The 15,180-nt window shown below is 66.5% G+C and carries 12 protein-coding genes and 2 tRNA genes; 4 read left to right on the top strand and 10 right to left on the bottom strand.

Annotation, left to right across the window (positions count from 1 at the left end; translation table 11 throughout):
* Positions 1 to 10 precede the first annotated feature (10 nt).
* Complete coding sequence (locus tag WT60_RS09225; RefSeq protein WP_059643017.1) at positions 11 to 727, bottom strand: ATP-binding cassette domain-containing protein; 717 nt, start codon at positions 725 to 727, stop codon at positions 11 to 13.
* Between WT60_RS09225 and WT60_RS09220 the strand changes: the two genes are divergently transcribed.
* Positions 726 to 1,400 (top strand): arylesterase, encoded by a 675-nt coding sequence (locus WT60_RS09220; RefSeq protein ID WP_038744632.1) that lies wholly within the window; start codon positions 726 to 728, stop codon positions 1,398 to 1,400. The two genes, WT60_RS09225 and WT60_RS09220, sit on opposite strands and share 2 nt — an antisense overlap.
* Before the next feature lie 229 nt (positions 1,401 to 1,629).
* Here WT60_RS09220 and WT60_RS09215 read toward each other — a convergent pair whose 3' ends face one another.
* From WT60_RS09215 to WT60_RS09200, 4 genes are all read right to left on the bottom strand, one after another.
* Positions 1,630 to 3,564, bottom strand: a complete 1,935-nt coding sequence (locus WT60_RS09215) for a SurA N-terminal domain-containing protein (RefSeq protein ID WP_060355868.1) — start codon at positions 3,562 to 3,564, stop codon at positions 1,630 to 1,632.
* A gap of 86 nt (positions 3,565 to 3,650) precedes the next feature.
* A tRNA-Asp gene (locus WT60_RS09210) sits at positions 3,651 to 3,727 on the bottom strand.
* Positions 3,728 to 3,992: 265 nt separating this feature from the next.
* Positions 3,993 to 4,202: a hypothetical protein gene (locus WT60_RS09205; RefSeq protein ID WP_038744634.1), complete on the bottom strand. Its 210-nt coding sequence runs from the start codon at positions 4,200 to 4,202 to the stop codon at positions 3,993 to 3,995.
* A gap of 258 nt (positions 4,203 to 4,460) precedes the next feature.
* The gene (locus WT60_RS09200) at positions 4,461 to 4,955 is read right to left on the bottom strand and encodes a BCAM0308 family protein (RefSeq protein WP_038744636.1); all 495 of its coding nucleotides are present in this window, start codon (positions 4,953 to 4,955) and stop codon (positions 4,461 to 4,463) included.
* A gap of 409 nt (positions 4,956 to 5,364) precedes the next feature.
* Between WT60_RS09200 and WT60_RS09195 the strand changes: the two genes are divergently transcribed.
* Positions 5,365 to 5,694 carry an HPF/RaiA family ribosome-associated protein gene (locus WT60_RS09195; protein ID WP_060355869.1) on the top strand — a complete coding sequence of 110 codons (330 nt, stop codon included), beginning with the start codon at positions 5,365 to 5,367 and terminating at the stop codon, positions 5,692 to 5,694.
* A gap of 336 nt (positions 5,695 to 6,030) precedes the next feature.
* Here the strand turns inward: WT60_RS09195 and WT60_RS09185 are convergent.
* From WT60_RS09185 to tig, 5 genes are all read right to left on the bottom strand, one after another.
* Positions 6,031 to 6,106: transfer RNA gene (locus WT60_RS09185), tRNA-Val, on the bottom strand.
* A 543-nt stretch (positions 6,107 to 6,649) separates the two neighbouring features.
* Positions 6,650 to 9,070 carry an endopeptidase La gene (lon, locus tag WT60_RS09180; RefSeq protein WP_060355870.1) on the bottom strand — a complete coding sequence of 807 codons (2,421 nt, stop codon included), beginning with the start codon at positions 9,068 to 9,070 and terminating at the stop codon, positions 6,650 to 6,652.
* A 195-nt stretch (positions 9,071 to 9,265) separates the two neighbouring features.
* Positions 9,266 to 10,537, bottom strand: a complete 1,272-nt coding sequence (gene clpX / locus WT60_RS09175; RefSeq protein ID WP_038744641.1) for an ATP-dependent Clp protease ATP-binding subunit ClpX — start codon at positions 10,535 to 10,537, stop codon at positions 9,266 to 9,268.
* Positions 10,538 to 10,697: 160 nt separating this feature from the next.
* Positions 10,698 to 11,351: an ATP-dependent Clp endopeptidase proteolytic subunit ClpP gene (gene clpP / locus WT60_RS09170; protein ID WP_038744642.1), complete on the bottom strand. Its 654-nt coding sequence runs from the start codon at positions 11,349 to 11,351 to the stop codon at positions 10,698 to 10,700.
* A 136-nt stretch (positions 11,352 to 11,487) separates the two neighbouring features.
* Positions 11,488 to 12,834 carry a trigger factor gene (gene tig / locus WT60_RS09165; RefSeq protein ID WP_038744644.1) on the bottom strand — a complete coding sequence of 449 codons (1,347 nt, stop codon included), beginning with the start codon at positions 12,832 to 12,834 and terminating at the stop codon, positions 11,488 to 11,490.
* A gap of 450 nt (positions 12,835 to 13,284) precedes the next feature.
* On the opposite strand from tig, the gene WT60_RS09150 reads away from it, so the two are divergent.
* Positions 13,285 to 14,448 (top strand): glycerate kinase, encoded by a 1,164-nt coding sequence (locus WT60_RS09150; protein WP_100185339.1) that lies wholly within the window; start codon positions 13,285 to 13,287, stop codon positions 14,446 to 14,448.
* Between the two features lie 93 nt (positions 14,449 to 14,541).
* Positions 14,542 to 14,991 carry a MarR family transcriptional regulator gene (locus tag WT60_RS09145; protein WP_060355871.1) on the top strand — a complete coding sequence of 150 codons (450 nt, stop codon included), beginning with the start codon at positions 14,542 to 14,544 and terminating at the stop codon, positions 14,989 to 14,991.
* The last annotated feature ends 189 nt before the right edge of the window (positions 14,992 to 15,180 follow it).

Here is a 15,180-nt window from a genome sequence, read left to right as displayed (position 1 = left end):
TCGCGCCGCGTCAGCTCGCCTCTTGCCGCGCGCGGTCCGCACCGCGCAGATGCCCCGCCTCGAGCACGACCGTCGTTTCGCAGCGGCGCGCGAGCTCCGGATCGTGCGTGACGAGCACGAGCGTCGCGCCGTGCGCGCGGTTCAGCTCGAACATGAGGTCGATCACCGCATGGCCCGTCGCCGCATCGAGGCTGCCCGTGGGTTCGTCGGCGAACAGCAGCGCCGGGCGCGTGACGAACGCGCGCGCCAGCGCGACGCGCTGCTGCTCGCCGCCCGACAGGAGCTTCGGATAGTGACCGGTGCGCGCGCCGAGCCCGACCTCTTCGAGCAACGCGCGCGCGCGCTGCGCGGCCTCGCGCGCGCCGACGCCGCCTTGCAGCTCGAGCGGCAGCATCACGTTCTCCAGCGCGCTCAGATGCGGCATCAGCTGGAACGACTGGAACACGAAGCCGACCGCGCCGTTGCGCAGCGCCGCGCGCGCATCCTCGTCGAGCTGGCCGAGATCCTGCCCGAACAGGCGAACCGTGCCCTCGGTCGCGCTGTCCAAGCCGGCGAGCAGACCGAGCAGCGTCGATTTGCCCGACCCCGACGCCCCGACGATCGCGACGCTGCTGCCGGCGCGAACCGTCAGATCGATGCGGTCGAGGATCGTCAGTTCGCCGGCGGCGTCGGCGACACGCTTGCACACATTCCGCACTTCGATGATCGGATCGGTAATCTTGAGCATGAAACGCACATTTCACTGGAAGGTTGGCGCAACACTTGCCGCGATCGCGGCGCTCGCCGGCCCGGCATCCGCGGCGACGAACGCCGCGCCCTCGACCGGCGCACACGGCAGCAAGCCCGTGATCGTGGTGCTCGGCGACAGCCTGTCGGCCGAGTACGGCCTGCCGCGCGACACGGGCTGGGTCGCGCTGATGCGCACGCGTCTCGCGGCCGAGCGAATCGATTATAGCGTCGCGAACGCGAGCATCTCCGGCGACACGACGAGCGGCGGCCGCGCGCGGCTGCCCGCGGTGCTCGCGCGGCTGAAGCCCGCCGTCGTCGTCGTCGAGCTCGGCGCGAACGACGCGCTGCGCGGCGTGCCGCTCGCCGCGACCGAAAGCAACCTGCGCGAGATCGTCGCGCAGGCGCGGCAGGCGCGCGCGCAAGTGCTGCTCGTCGGCATGTACGTGCCGCCGAATTACGGCCCGGACTACACGCAGAAGTTCCACGGGATGTACGCGACGCTGTCGAAGGAGATGCGCGTGCCGCTCGTGCCGTTCTTGCTCGCCGGCATCGAGAACAAGCCCGACATGTTCCAGGCCGACCAGATCCATCCGACGCAGGCCGCGCAGCGCCAGTTGCTCGACAACGTGTGGCCGGCCCTCAAGCCGCTGCTGCGGACGTCGTCGCGCTGACGGTGGCACGCTGACGGTAACGCGCCGAAGGCCGACGTCAGCGCCGATACCGCGTGACAATCGCGACAATTCGGCGGCGCGCAAGCGCGCGCCGCACCGCTGACCATCCCGCATCGCCCGAAACGCAGCCGCGCTCCGGGGCGCACGCCGAAACGAAACAGCCCCGCTCGATGGCGGGGCTGTTTTGCATCGAGCGGGCGCGCTCGTACGCGCCGCCGGTCGCGGTCCGTCAGTTCGAACCTTGCTGCGCGTTATCGGCGCTCTGGCCGTACACCTTGACCTTCGAGCGCGCGCGCAGCGACGCGAGATACGCTTGCGTCTCGCTTTGCGCGTACACCTGCGCGAGCTGCTGCTGGGCGGCCGCGAGGCGCTGATCGTCGACGGGCGCCGCCGCCACGACCGAATTCACGCGGAAGATCGCATAGCCGTCGGCGCCGAGATCGATACCGACGTACGCGGGCAGCGTCTTCGGATCGACCTTGTAGATCGCGCTGACGGCCGCGGGCGGCAGCCCATGCGCCTGCGTGCGCGAGATCTTGTCAGGCGCGGCGAAGCCCGCCGTCGACTTCGACTTGCGCAGCTCCGCGAGCTTCGCTTCGCCGTCCTGCTTCGCAAGGCGCGCCGCCTCTTCGGCCACCACCTTCGCGCGCACCTGATCCTTGATCGCGCCGAGCGCGGGCACGGTCGACGGCTGATAATTCGTCACGCGCGCGGCGATCAGCGTGTTGTTGCCGATGTCGACCGCCTGCGTGTTGTTGCCGTTCTTCACCGAATCGGCGGCGAACACGGCCGCGAGGAACTTCGCGTTGTTGAGCGGGCTGTCGGGCGGCAGCGCCGGGTTCGGTTGCGGCGACACCGTCGCGGTCTGGATCGTCAGCTTGTACTTGTCGGCGGCCGGCTGCAGGCTCTTCGCCTTTTCGTAGACGGTCGACGAGAAGCCTTCCGCGTTGTCCGCGAACGCCTTCGCCGCGAACTGCTGCTTCAGGTCGGCCGCGATCGACTCCTTCACTTCCGCGAGCGGCTTCACGACGGCCGGCTTCACGTCGGTCGCCTTCAGGATGTGAAAGCCGAAATCGCCCTGCACGACGCCGCTCATGTCGCCCTTCTTCAATGCGAACGCTGCGTCGTCGAACGCGGCGCCGCCCGCGGTCGAGCCGCGCGTGATGAAGCCGAGGTCACCGCCCTTCGCCGCCGACGGCGCGTCCTGCGAGTTCTTCTCGGCGATCTGCGCGAACTGGTCCGGACGCGCCTTCACGTCGGCGAGCAGCTGCTCGGCCTTCGCCTTCGCGGCGGCCTTCTCGGCCGCGCTCGCATCCTTCCCCGCGGCGATGAAGATATGGCTCACGCGCACCTGCGCGTCGGTGCGGTAGCGCGCGATGTTGTCGTCGTAGTACTTCTTGATGTCGACGTCGCTCGGCTGCGCCGAGGCGGCGGCCGCCGCCTGCGAGTACACGAGATACTGGATCGTCGCCGTCTCGCGCGTCGCGAACGCCTGCTTGTGCGCGTCGTAGTAAGCGGAGATCTGCGCGTCGGTCGGCTGCACCTTCGCCGCGTAGTCGGCCGATTTCAGCACCATCGGCTGCACTTCGCGCTGCTGCTCGGCGAGCTCGGTCAGACGGCGCGCGACGCTCTTCGGCGTGAACGCGCTCGACACGATGCTCGCCGGAATCTGCTGCAACGCGAGGTTGTAGCGCACGCGCTCCTGGTATTGGTCGGCCGTCATGCCCTGCATCGCGAGCATCTGCGTGTAGCGCTCGGCGTCGAACGAGCCGTCCGGCTTCTTCAGCGACGCGATCACCGGATCGCCCAGCAGCGTCTGGCGCACGGCGCCGTCCGATGCGGTCAGATGCAGGCGCTGCGTCTCGTCGGCGAGCGCGCGCTGCTGGATCAGGCCGTCGAGCAGTTGCTGGCGACGCTCGGGCGTGTCGAACGCTTTCGCGTCGAACTGCGCGCCGAGCATCTGGCGCGCCTGGTCGACCTGCTGGCGCAGCATGCCGTCGAACTCCGCGCGCGTGATCTTGCGCCCGTTGACGGCCGCGACGTTCGCGCTTTCGTCGAAGAACCCACGGAAACCCTGAATGCCGACGATCCCAAGCCCCGGCAGCACGATCAGGAGCAGGAAAAACATCATCAGGCGCTGGTGATTGCGAAAGAAATCGAGCATGCGTGGCGGCGTGAGCTGGACAAAACGCCCGATATTACAACAGCGGGCAAGAAAAAAGGCGAACCGGAGTTCGCCTTTCGGGATGATGGCGGAGCGGACGGGACTCGAACCCGCGACCCCCGGCGTGACAGGCCGGTATTCTAACCGACTGAACTACCGCTCCTTGGTCTTGCTTGCGTGGCCGGGACGCGAAATCGGACGAGATGCCGCACGCCCATCGAAGGCATACGCTCGGCCGGTCCCGGCAGCTACCGCGAGAGCGCGGTGGCAATCCGAAATATTATCCGATATTGTCATCCGAGCGCAACGTCAATTCGCCTGTCGCCTGCGAGATAAGCCTTGCCCGCCTTCGGCGCCCAACCGACAGATCGACACGTACCGCAACACGCTTTCCCGTCACGCGACACGCGCCCGCCGCGCTTTCGCGCTCATCGAGACCATTCGTCACCGGTTGCGCCTACAACGACGCGGCGCCTCGCCCTCGCCCAGCGCTTCGCCTGCGCGATCGCGATGCGTATCGCGCTGCCTTCCGACATCCCGTCTCTCAGCAGCGCATTGGCGATCTCGATTGCCTTGTCGCGCACCCAGGGCGTCAGATTGCGCATCGACGCCGGGTAGCGTTCGGCGGTCCAGGGCATGTTGCCTCCGCGTGCAAAAGCGGGGCGATCGAACCGGCACGAACATGCAGCCACCTTCGGATCGCACGCGGTGCGTCACGCGATGCGCGCATCACCGGCGCTCCAGACGGCTCAGCAGCGCATTCGCACGCTATCGATGCCCTTACGGCGAGCGCTCGCCGATTATGCAATCAAGCACGCGGCCGACGCCCGGCGCCGCCTCGACACGCACACGCGCGCAAGAGCACGCGCCAGCACGAATGCCGCCGCGCGAGCCGCTCACCGACGCCAATACGCGCGAACGAGTTGTTCGTCCTGACTGTATTTCAGGTCGAGCGAGCCCTGATACGCGGATTTCAGCGCCGAGCCGAGATTGCGCGCCAGATGGACGTCGGTGGTGGTCACGACGGTCGCGCCGCCGTCGGTGTCGATCGCCATGATCCGCTGCATCGGATGTCCCGCGCGCGCCCGCTCCTCGTGATGGCGCAACAACTGCAGCAGTTCCGACAGATGCTCGCTCGCGAACGGTCCGTCGATATGGAGATAGCCGGCCGGCATGCGCTCGGCGGTTCGTTGACAGGCGCCGCATTGATGCTCGTGCGCGTCGTCGGGACGCGCGAGCCACTGCCAGCGCCCGGCGCTGAAAACCGCGCCGCATGTGGGACACACCGTCGGCTCGTGCAGCTTGCGACGCATCGCATAGGGATCTTGCGCGAGTCCGGGATAGACCACTTCGTGACTGCCTGCCTTGAAAGGCCGCGTGCGATGATTCATGGAGACGCTCCTTGCATGACGCCGAACGAATGCAACGACAGCCTCAGCCTAGGGCAGGCGCCCGGCTCGACGTTGACCTGAGTCAACGAAGCCATGCCGCGCTTACGGGCACGCGCAACCCGCAACGCGACGCGACTCGACGCGCAACGCTCGCGCCGCAGGCGATACGCCCCTTCCCGTTTGCACACGTTGCGCCGCCGCATCGCGCGGCGCTCGTGCCGCCGGCGCATCCCGTGCCCGCCCGCGCAACCGCCGGGCGTTGATCGACATCAAGCCGGCATTCGCGCCGCGGCGAACAATAAGGGCGTCGCGGCACGCAAGAAGCCGAACCGCACCGACCAACGGCGCGCGCCGCATGCGGCCGACGACGCATACGCACGACCAACCACGTTTTTCACCGAGTACAACAATGACATTACCGCTCGAAGTCTCGATTCAAGGAATGCCTCGCTCCAACGCGCTCGAAGAAGCCGTCGCCCGCCACGCCGCCAAGCTCGAACGCCATTGCGCCGACATCATCCGCTGCCGGGTCAGCGTGATCCTCGACGACAAGCACAAGCACCAGGGCAAGCCGTTCGACGTGCATGTCGACGTGACGATTCCGGGGCGAGAGATCGTGTCGAATCGCGAATCCGACGAGGACGTGTACGTCGCGCTGCGCGACGCGTTCAGCAATGCCGAGCGGATGCTCGACGATGCGGTGAACAAGCGCCGGGACCACACGAGGCAGTCCGCTTAGCGGCGCCACCGCACAGCGCAAGCCGCGCCGCGCATCTCGTGCACATCCCGCGCGCAGGACAAACCCCGCACGCGGCCAGACGGGCATTCCCGACGGCGCTCGCCGGCCGCTCCGCCCGAACGACGCGCGCTCGACGCTCGGGCGAATCGCAATGCGGCTCCGCGCCGCGTGGACGCCTTACGGCGGACATCGCGACGCCCCACCACGCGGAGCGCCCGCGTCGCGCGCCCGCATCGAGTTGGCGAAGCCTCAAAACAAAAAACCCGCAAAGCGAATCGCCATGCGGGTTTCGGTTGCTGCTCCTGTCTGCTTCGAACGCGTGCCGCGAAACGGAAATGGTGGGTGCTGAGAGGCTCGAACTCCCGACCTACGCCTTGTAAGGGCGCCGCTCTACCAACTGAGCTAAGCACCCGCTCCGGATTCACGCCGTTCTCGATCGGGGCATCGCACCCCTCAAGCAGCTAGCCGGTGATTTTAGCGCAACCTTCAACGCTTTGCCAAGCCTCAATTCGGACACGGCTGGCGCGCGGATGTCGATCGCCTCGCCGGCCGGCGCGGCTTGCCGCCGCCGCGCTCGCCGCCCCACCCCCGAACGCGCCGAAGCCCGCCGCGCATTATCGTGACGCGGCCACGGCCGGTTCGCCGGCCGGACAGCGCATCGGGCTCGCGCGCCGCCCATGACCTCGGCCAATCAACGTGCATTGCGCCACGGTCGATCGACTCGGTCTCGCTCGTTTCATCCGCACTCCGGGGTCGGCCGCCGCTTCACGCCGTGCATGAAGCGCGCACACGCAGCCCCGCGAACCAGAGAAAACCCACAACGAAACGCCGAGACGCGCTCGCCTCCTGGCCCGGCACGCAGGAAGCACGCTCCGTCATCACGCCGCGCAAAAACAAAGCCCACGGCCTTGCGACCGTGGGCTTGTTCAGCAGGACGCAAATCGCTTGCGCGCGCTCAGTGCTTGACGACTTCGGACGAGCCGGCGTCCTTCGCGGGTTCCGCAACGGGCGCCGCCGCTTTCGCCTCTTCTTCCGGCAGCGCGCTCGGCAAACGTTCGAGCGCAAGCTCGAGCACCTTGTCGATCCAGCGAACCGGCACGATTTCGATCGCGTTCTTCACGTTGTCCGGAATGTCCGCGAGATCCTTCACGTTCTCTTCCGGAATCAGCACGAGCTTGATGCCGCCGCGGTGCGCCGCGAGCAACTTCTCCTTCAGCCCGCCGATCGGCAGCACTTCGCCGCGCAGCGTGATCTCGCCCGTCATCGCGACGTCGGCGCGCACCGGGATGCCCGTCAGCACCGACACGAGCGCCGTCGTCATCGCGATGCCGGCGGACGGACCGTCCTTCGGCGTCGCGCCTTCGGGCACGTGGATGTGGATGTCCTGCTTCTCGAACGCCTCATCCTTGATGCCGAGCCGGCGCGAGCGCGAGCGCACGACCGAGCGCGCGGCCTCCACCGATTCCTTCATCACGTCGCCGAGCGAGCCCGTGCGGATCACGTTGCCCTTGCCGGGCATCACGGCCGCCTCGATCGTCAGCAGATCGCCGCCCACTTCGGTCCATGCAAGACCCGTGACCTGGCCGACCTGATTCTCCTTCGCGGCAAGGCCGAAATCGTACTTGCGCACGCCGAGGAACGTGTCGAGGTTCTCGCCGTCGACCTTGATCGCGCCCGTTGCCTTCTTCAGCAGCAGCATCTTCACGACCTTGCGGCAGATCTTCGAGATTTCGCGCTCGAGCGACCGCACACCGGCTTCCCGCGTGTAGTAGCGGATGATGTCGCGGATCGCCTGCTCGGCGACCTCGACCTCGCCTTCCTTCAGGCCGTTGTTCTTCTTCTGCTTCGGCAGCAGGTAGCGCTGCGCGATGCTCACCTTTTCGTCTTCCGTGTAGCCCGACAGACGGATCACTTCCATCCGGTCGAGGAGCGGCGGCGGAATGTTCAGCGAGTTCGACGTCGCGACGAACATCACGTCCGACAGATCGAAATCGACCTCGACGTAGTGGTCGGCGAACGTGTGGTTCTGTTCCGGATCGAGCACTTCGAGCAGCGCCGACGACGGATCGCCGCGGAAATCCATCCCCATCTTGTCGACTTCGTCGAGCAGGAAGAGCGGATTGCGCACGCCGACCTTCGACAGGCTCTGCAGGATCTTGCCCGGCATCGAGCCGATGTAGGTGCGGCGGTGGCCGCGGATCTCGGCTTCGTCGCGCACGCCGCCCAACGCCATCCGGACGAACTTGCGGTTCGTCGCGCGCGCGATCGACTGGCCGAGCGAGGTCTTGCCAACGCCCGGGGGCCCGACGAGGCAGAGGATCGGCGCCTTCACCTTGTCGACGCGTTGCTGCACCGCAAGATACTCGAGAATCCGCTCCTTGACCTTCTCGAGGCCGTAGTGATCCTCGTCGAGCACCTTCTCGGCGTTCGCAAGATCGTTGTTGACCTTGCTCTTCTTGCGCCACGGCAGCGCGATCAGCGTGTCGATGTAGTTGCGCACGACGGTCGCTTCCGCCGACATCGGCGACATCAGCTTGAGCTTCTTCAGCTCGGCGTCGGCCTTCTTCTTCGCTTCCTTCGGCATGCGCGCGGCGTTGATGCGCTTCTCGAGCTCCTCGAGATCCGCGCCTTCCTCGCCTTCGCCCAGTTCCTTCTGGATCGCCTTGACCTGCTCGTTCAGGTAGTACTCGCGCTGGCTCTTCTCCATCTGGCGCTTCACGCGCCCGCGGATGCGCTTTTCGACCTGCAGGATGTCGATCTCGGCCTCGAGCTGCGCGAGCAGGTGCTCGAGACGCTCGATGACCGGGAACATCTCGAGGATGTGCTGCTTCTGGTCGAGCTTGAGCGGCAGGTGCGCGGCGATCGTGTCGGCGAGCCGGCCCGCCTCGTCGATGCCCGACAGCGACGTCAGGATTTCGGGCGGGATCTTCTTGTTCAGCTTCACGTACTGGTCGAACTGCGACACGATCGCGCGGCGCAGCGCTTCCGTCTCGGCGCTGTCCGCGTGATCCGGTTCGAGCGGCATCACTTCGCACGAGAACTGCGTCTCCTGCTCTTCGATCGACAGCGCGCGCGCGCGCTGCAAGCCCTCGACCAGCACCTTCACGGTGCCGTCGGGCAGCTTCAGCATCTGCAGGATGTTCGCGATGCAGCCGACGTCATACATGTCCTTTTCGGTCGGCTCATCCTTTGCGGCCGTCTTCTGGGCGACGAGCATGATGTGCTTGCCGCCTTCCATCGCAACTTCCAGGGCCTTGATCGACTTCGGCCGGCCCACGAAGAGCGGAATCACCATGTGCGGGAAAACGACGACATCCCGCAGCGGCAGCAGCGGGAGCGTGGTGCGTTCCGGCGGGAGAAGTTGGGTGCCTGACATTTCATTTCCCCATGAGTGGAATCAATTGTTCGATAAGTAAGGCCGGCACAACGGATTGCAAGCCTTCAGCGCGTGGGAAATATTCAGTAAAAAGGTTACCGTTCGGTTCGAGTCAGAGTTACCCACAAGATAAACGAAAAAAAGCCGTTCACGATTCCATGAACGGCTTTTTTGCACATCAAACGTCAAAGCCGGTCAATTCGAACCCGCCACTTTCGGCGTGTCCTCATAAATCAATAACGGTTTGCCGTCTCCTTCGATGACATTGTCGTCGATGATCGCCTTGCTGACCCCTTTGAGGGTCGGCAACTCGTACATCACGTCGAGGAGCGCCTGCTCGATGATCGAACGCAGCCCGCGCGCGCCCGTCTTGCGACGGATCGCCTTGCGAGCGACCGCCTGCAGCGCGTCCGGCCGGATTTCGAGTTCGACCCGCTCCATCGCGAAAAGCTTCTGATACTGCTTGACGAGCGCGTTCTTCGGCTCGACGAGAATCTTCATCAGCGCGGCTTCGTCGAGCTTGCCGAGCGTCGCGACGACAGGCAGACGGCCGATCAGCTCGGGGATCAACCCGAATTTGATCAGATCCTCCGGCTCGACCTCGCGCAGCACTTCGCCCGCATCCCGCTCCTGCTTGCTCTTCACGGTCGCGCCGAAACCGATGCCCGTCTTCTCGGTGCGATCGGTGATCACTTTCTCGAGGCCGTCGAACGCGCCGCCGCAGATGAACAGGATGTTGGTCGTGTCGACCTGGATGAAATCCTGGTTCGGATGCTTGCGGCCGCCCTGCGGCGGCACCGACGCCATCGTGCCCTCGACGAGCTTGAGCAGCGCCTGCTGCACGCCCTCGCCCGATACGTCGCGAGTGATCGACGGGTTGTCCGACTTGCGGCTGATCTTGTCGATCTCGTCGATGTAGACGATTCCGCGTTGCGCCTTCTCGACCTCGTAGTTGCAGTTCTGCAGCAGCTTCTGAATGATGTTCTCGACGTCCTCGCCCACGTAGCCGGCTTCCGTCAGCGTGGTCGCGTCGGCGATCACGAACGGCACGTTCAAGAGGCGCGCGAGGGTCTGAGCGAGGAGCGTCTTGCCGGAGCCCGTCGGGCCGATCAGCAGGATATTGCTCTTCGACAACTCGACATCGTCCTTCTTGTCGAGATGCTTCAGGCGCTTGTAGTGATTGTAGACGGCGACGGCGAGGATCTTCTTCGCGCGCTCCTGCCCGATCACGTACTGATCGAGGATGTCGCGAATTTCCTGCGGGCTCGGCAGGTCGGATTTGGACAGGCTGGCTTCGACGCCCGCCGCGGCCGCTTCGTCACGAATGATCTCGTTGCACAAGTCGATGCATTCATCGCAGATGAACACAGACGGCCCCGCGATGAGTTTTTTCACCTCATGCTGGCTTTTGCCGCAAAACGAGCAATACAACAGCTTCTCGCTGTTCGAACCTTTCTTGTCCGCCATGAATGTAGAGCCTCCGGACACGTGAGTTACATGATACGCCGTTTGTCCCCGACACCATGACCTGGTAAATACTCGGGAGACGGCGGCGATGTTCTTTTGCCGCAGATGCTCGGGGCGCGTGGCGGGCGCCACCCCTATTGGGGCGGCACCCCACTAAAGCTTACGGACGCTTCGTCGACACGTGGTCGATCAGCCCGTACGCCTTCGCATCTTCGCTGGACATGAAATTATCACGGTCGGTGTCACGCGCGATGCGCTCGACGTCCTGACCGGTGTGATGAGCGAGCAGGTGATTCAGGCGGTCCTTCAGGTAGAGGATCTCGCGCGCCTGGATCTCGATGTCCGACGCCTGGCCGCGCGCGCCGCCGAGCGGCTGGTGGATCATCACGCGCGCGTTCGGCAGCGCGTAGCGCTTGCCCTTCGCGCCCGCCGCGAGCAGGAACGCGCCCATGCTGGCCGCGAGGCCCATGCAGAGCGTCGACACGTCCGGCTTCACGAACTGCATCGTGTCGTAGATCGCCATCCCGGCCGACACCGAGCCGCCCGGGCTGTTGATGTAGAGGCTGATGTCCTTGTCGGGATTCTCGCTTTCGAGGAACAGCAACTGCGCGACCACGAGATTCGCCGTCTGGTCGTTGACTTCGCCGACCATGAACACGATGCGCTCTTTCAGGAGCCGCGAGTAGATGTCGTACGAACGCTCGCCGCGGCCGCTCGTCTCGACGACGATCGGCACGAGCCCGAGCGCTTGCGCCTCGAAATCCCGCGGGGCTTGCGAAGCCAACGTGTCCAGCAATTGAGCGCGATTAATCATTCAATGAGCCTTGTCCGAGAATGAGTATTGAACGGCAGGAAACGAGCCGGAGAACGTCGCACGCGGCGCCGCCCCAATGAAAAACGGCGTGCGGGCCGTCGTCGCTCCGACAGCCGGCACGCCGCTAGAGCGACACTTAAGCTTGCGCCGTTGCGCTCGCCAGTGCCTCGAAGCTTACTTCCTTGTCCGTCACCTTCGCCTTGCCCAGCACGAAATCGACGACGTTGCTCTCAACGACGAACGCTTCCATTTCGGCAAGGCGCTGCTGATTCGAATAATACCAGCGGACCACTTCCTTCGGGTCTTCGTAGCTCTTCGCGAATTCGTCGACTTCCGCCCGGATCTGCTCCGGCTTCGCCTCGAGGCCGTTTGCCTTCACGAGCTCGGCGAGCACGAGGCCGAGCTTCACGCGGCGCTCGGCCTGCTCGGCGAACATCTCGGCCGGAATCGGCGCGTCCTTCGCGTTCGGCACGCCGCGCTGCGCGAGGTCCTGGCGGGCCATCTCGACGAGGCGCTGCTGATCCTGCTCGACGAGCGCCTTCGGCACGTCGAGCTCGGAGATCTTGAGGAGCGCGTCCATCACCTGGTTCTTCACGATCGACTGCGTGCGGCGCTTCGCCTCGCGCTCGAGGTTTTCCTTGATCTCGTTGCGCATCTTGGTCAGATCGCCGTCCTCGACGCCGAGCGACTTCGCGAAATCGGCGTCGATCGCCGGCAGGTGCGGCCACTCGACCTTCTTCATCGTGACCGTGAACTGCGCCGTCTTGCCCGCCACGTCCTTGCCGTGGTAATCGTCCGGGAACTTCAGGTCGAATTCGCGCGGCTCGCCCGCCTTCAGGCCGAGAGCGGCCGTCTCGAATTCGGGCAGCATCCGCCCTTCGCCGAGCACGAACACGAAGTCTTCGGCCGTGCCACCCTGGAACGCGACGCCGTCGATCTTGCCGACGAAATCGACCGTCACGCGATCGCCGTTCTGCGCGGCCGCGTCCGCGCCGCCGTCGCCGTGCTCGCCGCTTTCGCCGCGCGCGTGGAAGTGCACGCGCTGCTTGCGCAGGATGTCGAGCGTGCGGTCAATCTCGGCGTCGCCGATCGTCGTCGTCGAGCGCTCGACTTCAGCGCTCGCCAGATCGCCGATCTGCACTTCCGGGTACACCTCGAACGTCGCGTCGAACGCGTACGCGCCTTCGGTGATGTCCTGCTTCGGCGAGAAGCTCGGCTGGCCCGCGACGCGCAGGTTTTCCGCACGGCTGATCGTGAAGAATTCCTGACCGATCTTGTCGCTCAGCACCTCCGCCTCGACCTGGCCCGCGTACTGCTGCGCGACCATCTTGAGCGGCACCTTGCCCGGGCGGAAGCCCGGCATGCGCACGTTCTTCGCGAGTTTCTGGATGCGGGCGTCGATCTCCTTCTGCACGACTTCCTTCTGCAGGGAGATCGTCACGCGGCGTTCGAGCTTGCCGAGGTTTTCAACAACGTTAGCCATGGCTTCAATCGTCCTAAAATTATTCGAGCGAATCGGTTTTTCCTTGCCGTGCCAGCCTTGCGGCGGACGCGCTGTCGCGCACCGTCCGTTCGCTTGCGCGAGCGCATCGGGCGCAGGCCGCGCCTGGCGGCCTAGTCAGCCTCGCGCGCGTCCCGTCGGCGGCTTGATGCACGGCTTTGGCCGGAAGAATCGACTATTCTAGCAAACTATTTTCCCCTCACCGCGAGTTCGAGCCCTGGCGCGACGCAGCATCGCGCGCGGCGCGCCCCGAGCGATCCCGAACATGCGCAACGCGGTATCCCGCGCGCGCCGGGCATCCGGTAAGCTCGCTTCACGGTCCTCGCCGGCCGTCGCACGGCGCGCGTGCGCCCTCGCATTCGCCATGCCCGCCCGACTTGCCCACGCGCGATCGGCCCGTCGTCACGAACCGCCTCCGGAGACACCATGCCGCTGCACTCGCCCGCGCCCGTCGTCGTCATTGCTCCCGATTCGTTCAAGGGGTCGCTGTCGGCCGAGCAGGTCGCGAACGCGATCGCCGCCGGCGTCGCGCGGGCGCGCCCCGACGCCGTCCTGCGCCGCCGCCCGATGGCCGATGGCGGCGAAGGCACGCTCGATGCGCTCCTCGCGCACGCCGGCGCGCGTCGCACGCTGCGCGTGCCGGGCGCGTCGCTCGCGCCGCGCGACGCGGCCGTCGGCCTCATCGACGAGCGCACGGCGATCGTCGAGACGGCGGAAATCGTCGGCATCACCGATCCGGCCGGCATGCGCGTGCCCGTCGCCGCGCGCAGCACGCGGGGCCTCGGCGACGCGATCCGCGCGCTCCTCGACGAAGGCGTGCGCACCTTCTACGTCGCGCTCGGCGGCAGCAGCACGAACGACGCCGGCGCGGGCTTGCTGGCCGGCCTCGGCTTGCGCGCGTTCGATGCGCACGGCCGGGAGATCGATCCGACGCCCGAGCGGCTTGCGCAGGTCGCGAGCGTCGACGTCGCGGAGCTCGACGCACGCCTGGCCGGCACATCGTTCGTCGCGATGTCCGACGTCGACAATCCGCTCACGGGCGAACACGGCGCAACCGCCGTGTTCGGCCCGCAAAAGGGCGTGACGCGCGAGCAGGTCGCGCCGCTCGACGCCGCGCTCGGCCATTTCGCGACGCTCGTCGAGGCGGCGCTCGGCCGCCGTCCCGCGGGCACTTCCGCCGGCCGCGCCCGCGACCTGCCCGGCGCCGGCGCCGCGGGCGGCCTCGGCTTCGCGCTGCACGTGCTCGGCGCGCGCTTCGAGCCGGGCGCCGAGGTCGTCGCGCGCCAGGTCGGGCTCGACGAGGCGCTCGCGGGCGCGACCTGGATGATCACGGGCGAAGGCCGCTCGGATGCGCAGACGCTGCACGGCAAGGCCCCGTTCGTCGCATGCCGGCACGCGCGCGCGGCGGGCGTGCCGGCGACGCTGCTGTCGGGCGCGATCGACGCGGCGGCGCTGCCGCAATTGTCCGATCATTTCGACGGCTGCTTTTCGCCCGCGCCCGGGCCGATCACGCTCGACGCGGCGCTGCGCGACGCCGCGCGCCTGCTGGAAAACGAAGCCGAGCAACTGACGCGGCTGCGCTACGGCCGGGCGTGACGTGCGTCGCGCGTTCGGCGCGCGGACGGCACCGTTGACCGCGCGCCGCGATGCGGCAACAATCGGGCCCGCACCCCTCATTCAGGACACGACATGGCAGGCAGCAAAGTCGGGCTCGACCAGTTCATGACTTACCGGATGCACGTGCTGAACAAGCTCTCCGATCGCGGCATCGGCGAGCTCTATCAGACGAAGCTCGGCATATCGCTGCCCGAGGCGCGGATCATCGCGTCGGTCGGCGCGTTCGGGCCGTTCTCGATCATGGAGCTCGCGCGGCGCGCGAATCTCGACAAGAGCCAGGCGAGCCGCGCGGCCGAGGCGCTGATCCGGCGCGGGCTCGTCAGGCGCGGCCCGAGCGACGACGACGGACGCGTCGTGCTGATCGCGCTCACGCCGGCCGGCGTCGCGCTCAACCGGAAGATCATGCCGATCGCGCGCAAGTGGAACGCGACGCTGCTCGACTGTCTGAGCGAAAGCGAGAAGGCCACGTTCAGCCGTGCGCTCGACAAGATCATCGCGGGCGCGCGGGAACGGACGGATTGAGCTCGGCCGGCGGCATGCGGGAGGCTCGTGTCCGGCTCGCGCTCGACTCGGAAGCGCGGGGGTTGGAGCCGAGCGACGGGTGGTCGGCGCAGGGATGATTGGGTCGGGTTTCGCGCCGACTATTCGTTCGGTTGGGCGAAGGGTCGGCAGATCGACGAGTCCTCCGGCCGGTGGATCGGTGGATCGGTG

The organism is Burkholderia sp. MSMB617WGS (genome assembly GCF_001532025.2).
Taxonomy (GTDB): Bacteria; Pseudomonadota; Gammaproteobacteria; order Burkholderiales; family Burkholderiaceae; genus Burkholderia; species Burkholderia savannae.
The sequence above is the reverse complement of the archived record's forward strand: the minus strand, read 5'-3'. Positions and strand labels throughout refer to the sequence as shown.

Bases quoted from the DNA above. Each gene is read 5' to 3' on its own strand.
- WT60_RS09220 (WP_038744632.1), top strand. From the start codon at position 726: ATGAAACGCACATTTCACTGGAAGGTTGGCGCAACACTTGCCGCGATC.
- WT60_RS09225 (WP_059643017.1), bottom strand. From the start codon at position 727: ATGCTCAAGATTACCGATCCGATCATCGAAGTGCGGAATGTGTGCAAG.
- WT60_RS09215 (WP_060355868.1), bottom strand. From the start codon at position 3,564: ATGCTCGATTTCTTTCGCAATCACCAGCGCCTGATGATGTTTTTCCTG.
- WT60_RS09205 (WP_038744634.1), bottom strand. From the start codon at position 4,202: ATGCCCTGGACCGCCGAACGCTACCCGGCGTCGATGCGCAATCTGACG.
- WT60_RS09200 (WP_038744636.1), bottom strand. From the start codon at position 4,955: ATGAATCATCGCACGCGGCCTTTCAAGGCAGGCAGTCACGAAGTGGTC.
- WT60_RS09195 (WP_060355869.1), top strand. From the start codon at position 5,365: ATGACATTACCGCTCGAAGTCTCGATTCAAGGAATGCCTCGCTCCAAC.
- lon (WP_060355870.1), bottom strand. From the start codon at position 9,070: ATGTCAGGCACCCAACTTCTCCCGCCGGAACGCACCACGCTCCCGCTG.
- clpX (WP_038744641.1), bottom strand. From the start codon at position 10,537: ATGGCGGACAAGAAAGGTTCGAACAGCGAGAAGCTGTTGTATTGCTCG.
- clpP (WP_038744642.1), bottom strand. From the start codon at position 11,351: ATGATTAATCGCGCTCAATTGCTGGACACGTTGGCTTCGCAAGCCCCG.
- tig (WP_038744644.1), bottom strand. From the start codon at position 12,834: ATGGCTAACGTTGTTGAAAACCTCGGCAAGCTCGAACGCCGCGTGACG.
- WT60_RS09145 (WP_060355871.1), top strand. From the start codon at position 14,542: ATGGCAGGCAGCAAAGTCGGGCTCGACCAGTTCATGACTTACCGGATG.